Source organism: Protofrankia sp. CiP1_Cm_nod3, assembly GCF_982290655.1.
Window position 1 is genome coordinate 2,272 of record NZ_CEVIVD010000007.1, and the last position, 5,453, is coordinate 7,724.

Here is a 5,453-nt window from a genome sequence, read left to right on the forward strand (position 1 = left end):
GGGGATGGCCGTGGTCACGTCGGTACCGGTTGCGCAGGCCCAGCCCGATGCCGCCGCGACGGTCGAGCGGCTGCGCCGGACGTTCGCGACGGGCCGCACCCGCGACCTCGGGTGGCGGCTGCGGCAGCTCGGCGCGATCGAACGCCTGCTCACGCAGCGGGAGGACGACATCGTCGCCGCCCTCGGCGCCGACCTCGGCCGGGGCGCCCACAACGCCTGGTTCGGGGACATCGCCAGCACCCGCGCCGAAGCCGCGTACGCCCGCAGGCACCTGCGGGGATGGGTGCGCCCACGGCGGACGTCACTGCCGGTGAACATGCTGCCGGGCAGGGGCTTCTACCAGTACGAACCACTGGGCGTGGTGCTCGTCGTCGGCCCGTGGAACTACCCGGTCTACCTGACGCTGTCCCCGCTCGTCGGGGCGCTCGCCGCGGGCAACGTTGTCGTGGTCAAGCCGTCCGAGCACGCGCCGGCGACCTCCGCGCTGCTCGCCCGCCTGCTGCCGGAGTATCTGGACGCGGACGCGGCCGCCGTGCGCGAGGGGGATGCCACCGTCACCCGGCAGCTGGTGGCGCAGGGGCTCGACCACGTCTTCTTCACCGGCGGAACAGAGACCGGTAAGCAGGTGATGGAGGCCGCGGCGCGGCACCTCACCCCGGTGACCCTGGAGCTGGGCGGCAAGAGCCCGGTCATCGTCATGCCGGACGCCGACCTGGACGTCGCCGCCCAGCGGATCGCCTCGGTGAAGCTGCTCAACGCCGGCCAGACCTGTGTCGCCCCCGACTACGTTCTCGTCGACAGCTCGGTCCGGGACGAGTTCGTCGCGAAGATCCGGGCCACGCTGGAGCGGTTCCAGCGGGACGAGCCCGTACAGCGGATCGTGAACCCACGGCAGTTCGACCGGCTGCGCCGCGCGCTCGAGGGGCACCACGGGCAGGTCGTGGCCGGCGGCGGCAGCGATCCCGGCACGATCACCGTCGAGGCGACGGTCGTGCTCGATCCGGACCCGGCCTCGGAGCTGATGACCCAGGAGATATTCGGGCCGGTTCTGCCCGTCCTGACGGTCGGTTCCCTCGACGAGGCGGTCGCCTTTGTCAACGCCCGGCCGAAGCCGCTCGCCCTGTATCTTTTCACCAGTTCGAGGACGGTGGTGCGGCAGGTGCTGCGCGGGACGAGCTCCGGTGGTGTCGTCGTCAACCATCTGGCGGTGCAGGTCCTCGTCCCGCAGCTGCCTTTCGGGGGAGTCGGCGCCAGCGGGATCGGCGCCTACCACGGCCGGTGGGGATTCGAGGCGTTCAGCCACCGCCGGGCGGTCGTCACGAAACCGGCCCGGCCTGACCCGCCGCTGCTCTACCCGCCGTACACGGAATGGAAGAAGAAGCTGCTGCGCCGCTTCTTCTGAGATTTCCTGTGAGATTTCCTGGGACGCGCCGGGCTTTTGTGGGTCCTGCTGGCGCCGGCTGCCCGGCCCGCCCCGGCCGCGGGTGGTGCCCGTGACCGGGGCGGGTCTGACGGCGCCCGGGAGAAGGCGTACCGGCGGGATTCGTCATCGGTACCGGTCCCGCCGGCGCGGGTCGAGCTGTGTTGCGACGTTGCTGGCTCAACGTCCGCTCACCACTTGTTGTCGGTGAGTTGTTTTCGGAGTCGTGCCGTCACACCGTGTTGGTGCCGGTCAGGTGGTGCCGATCAGATGATCGGACCGACGATCGGGCCGACGATCGGGCCAACCGGGCCGACGATCGGGCCGACGCCAACGGGGCCGACAGGACCGACGGGGCCGACCGGACCCACGGGGCCGACCGGACCAACCGGGCCGACAGGGCCAATGGGGCCGACCGGGCCGACCGGACCAACCGGGCCGACGATCGGGCCGACACCGACACCCGCGTCAGCCCCCACGACGGTGGTGGCACCGGCGTCTACGCTGCTTGCGGTTGCGACAGAGGTGCCCAGACCGATGAAGGCCGCGGCACCGAGCGCCACGGTCGCGCCGGCGAGGACCCTCCGGACTATCGAATTCTTGTCGTTTTGCACGGGTAACACTTACCTCCCAACGCATTCATCCGATAGAACCTGCAGCAACGCGAACTCCCGAAAACGAAATGGTAGCCGCGTCTCGTTCACGTTAGGCCATGCGCCGGGCCGGGCGGGGACTATTCCCGGCGCGGTACGTGTATGTCACAGGAACCGGCCCGGGACGGATGGCGGGCCGGGCCGGCAGTGCCACGGGCAACGATATCCGCTGTGTGGACAACGGTATTTGCTGTATCGCGGTCACCGTCGGCGCCGGCGGTATGTGCTGTCCCACTCCGAAAGGGCCGTCGTCACGGTGACCGGCGACCGGCCGTCACGAATTCCGTGCCTGTCGGCCAGGTCACGCCCGGTCGTCGCCATCGCCCGGGGGCCATCGCGGAAAATGCCAGGACCACTGCCGGGACCATTGCGGGGAACTCCGGGACCATCGGCGGCGGAACAATGCCACACGTCCCGCCGCGGACGGGACGACCGGGTACGGGCCGGCGGCGGTCCGCCGCTGCCGCCGCCGCTGCCACTGTCACGGCGGCGGGCCGCGCCGTCGGCACCCGCCGCCGGACGGGCCCGTGGCCACCGGGCGGCCAGCCGCCCACCCGGTGCCGAGAGGTCCGGTGGGGGAGAAGCGTCCGGCATGGTGGGCGCGACCCGTTCCGCCTCGCCCGGCGCCCGGCGCCCGGTGCCCGGCGCCCGGTGCCCGGTGCCCGGTGCCCGGTGCCCGGTGCCGGGGGCTCGATCGGCCCTCACGGAGCGTCCTCCCGGCAGGCCGGGCAGAGGAGTTGCGCGGTATTTGTTCGTGCGGTGTGCTTACTGTCCGGCAGGAAGCCGTCCTCAACTCCACGGAGGATACGGAGGATCGGTCATGAGCGGCAGCGAGATCTCCACCAGCCGGCGGCGGCCGGCGGAACCCGGCCTCGACCAGATACGCCGCCTCGTCGGGCTGGTGGAGCACGACACGGCCGCGGACCCCTTCCCGGTCGCGGGCTGGGACGCCGTTGTGTGGTCGGTCGGCAACGCCACCCAGTCCGCGCTGTTCTACCAGGCCGTGTTCGGTATGGAACTGGTCGCCTACAGCGGGCCCGAGACCGGCAACCGTGACCACAAGGCGTACGTGATGTGCTCCGGAGCGGTCCGGTTCGTCCTCAAAGGCGGGGTCGACCCGGCGTCCCCGCTGCTGCGCCACCACCGCCGGCACGGGGAAGGGGTGATCGATATCGCCCTGGATGTCCCCGACGTCGACCGCTGCGTCGCCCACGCCCGCGTGCGGGGGGCGGCGGTCGTCGAGGAGCCCCACGACCTGCGTGACGAGCACGGCACCGTCCGCCTCGCGGCCCTCGCCACCTATGGCGAGACCCGGCACAGCCTCGTCGACCGCAGCCGGTACACCGGCCCCTACCTGCCCGGCTACGTCAGCCGTGTCAGCCGTACCGGCCGTACCGGCGGTACGCCCGGCCGGGCGCGGCCGGTGGGCGGAGCCGGCCGGCTGTTCCAGGCGCTCGACCACGTGGTGGGCAACGTGGAGCTGGGCCGGCTGGACGAGTGGGTCGCCTTCTACAACCGGGTGATGGGCTTCACCACCATGGCCGAGTTCGTCGGCGGGGACGTCGCCACCCGGTACTCGGCCCTGATGAGCAAGGTTGTCACCAACGGTAACCACCGGGTGAAACTCCCCCTCAACGAGCCGGCGATCAGCGCACGGCGCTCCCAGATCGACGAGTACCTCGACTTCTACGACGGTCCCGGCGTCCAGCACCTGGCGCTGGCCACCAGCGACATCGTCACCACCGTGGATGTCCTGCGGGCCCGGGGCGTGGAGTTCCTCGACACCCCGGACGCCTACTACCGCGACCCCGGGCTGCGCGCCCGCGTCGGCGAGGTGCGGGTCCCCGTCGAGGAGCTGCGCACCCGCGGCATCCTGGTCGACCGCGACGAGGACGGCTACCTGTTGCAGATCTTCACCAGGCCGGTCGGCGACCGGCCGACGGTGTTCTTCGAGTTCATCGAGCGGCACGGGGCGCTCGGCTTCGGCGTCGGCAACTTCCGGGCGCTGTTCGAGGCCATCGAGCGTGAGCAGGCCAGACGCGGCAACCTCTGACGCCGGGGACATCCGCGGGCCCAGGACGCCGGCGGCACCGGGCACGCCGGAGCCGCCGGGCCGCCAGGGCCGTCGGGTGGGAAGGACATGCCATGCCCCACTACCGGGCCGTGGGCGACGTTCCGCCCAAACGGCACACCCAGCACCGCGGCCCCGACGGGGGCCTCTACCGCGAGGAGCTGCTGGGCGCGGAGGGCTTCGCCGGGGAGCACGCGCTGCTGTACCACACCGGCGTGCCCGCCGCGATCGCCGACGCGGCGCCCTGGACGCCCGCGGACCTGACCACCCACCCGAACATCCCGCTGCTGCCCCGGCACTTCCGGCTGCCGGCGCTGTTCAACGGCACACCGCCCGGCACGCCGCCCGGCACACCGCCTGGGACGCAGCCCGGCACACCGCCCGGCACGCAGCCCGGGACACCGCCCGGTAAACAGCCCGGGGACGTCGACGTGGTCACGGGACGGCGGCTGGTCCTCGGCAACGCCGACGTACGCATCTGCTACGCCGTCGCGGGCGCGGCCAGCCCGCTGTACCGCAACGCCATCGGCGACGAGTGCGTGTACGTCGAAGCCGGCGCGGCAACCGTGGAGACGGTCTTCGGCACGCTTGGCGCCCGTCAGGGCGACTACGTGATCCTGCCCCGGGGCGTCATCCACCGCTGGATCCCGGACCCGGCCGCGCCGCTGCGCGTGTACGTCATCGAGGCGGACTCCCCTCTCGCCCCGCCGCCGCGCTACCTGTCCCGGCACGGGCAGTTCCTGGAGCACGCGCCGTACTGCGAGCGGGACCTGCGCCCGCCCGCCGGCCCGCTGCTGGTGACCGGAACCGACGTGGAGGTGCTCGTCAAGCACCGCGGCTCGCGCGGCGCCAACGGCGGCGTCGCCGGGACCCGCTACCGCTGCCCCAGCCATCCGTTCGACGTGGTGGGCTGGGACGGCTGCCTGTACCCCTACACGTTCAACATCGCCGACTTCGAGCCGGTCACCGGACGGGTGCACCAGCCGCCGCCCGTCCACCAGATCCTCGCCGGCCGCAACGTCGTGATCTGCAACTTCGTCCCCCGCAAGGTCGACTACCACCCGCTGGCCGTGCCGGTGCCCTACTACCACTCCAACGTCGACTCCGACGAGGTGATGTTCTACTGCGGCGGGGACTACGCGGCGCGCAGGGGCTCCGGCATCGGGCCGGGCTCGGTCAGCCTGCACCCGGGCGGGCACACGCACGGCCCGCAGCCGGGCGCGGTGGAGCGCTCGCTCGGGGTGGAGTTCGTCGACGAGCTCGCGGTCATGGTCGACACCTTCCGTCCGCTCGAGCTCGGCGAGGGCGC

The 5,453-nt window shown here is 72.2% G+C and carries 3 protein-coding genes; all 3 read left to right on the forward strand.

Going from position 1 to position 5,453, the window contains the following annotated elements:
- Nucleotides 1-1,402, forward strand: a 1,402-nt coding sequence (locus tag AC5LUJ_RS03125) for an aldehyde dehydrogenase family protein (protein ID WP_493464425.1), incomplete at its 5' end; no start/stop codon positions are given.
- A 1,491-nt stretch (nucleotides 1,403-2,893) separates the two neighbouring features.
- On the forward strand, nucleotides 2,894-4,126 hold the full coding sequence (gene hppD / locus AC5LUJ_RS03130) for a 4-hydroxyphenylpyruvate dioxygenase (RefSeq protein WP_250285725.1): 1,233 nt from the start codon (nucleotides 2,894-2,896) through the stop codon (nucleotides 4,124-4,126).
- Between the two features lie 92 nt (nucleotides 4,127-4,218).
- The coding region (locus tag AC5LUJ_RS03135) for a homogentisate 1,2-dioxygenase (RefSeq protein ID WP_493464426.1) at nucleotides 4,219-5,453 on the forward strand (1,235 nt) is incomplete at its 3' end.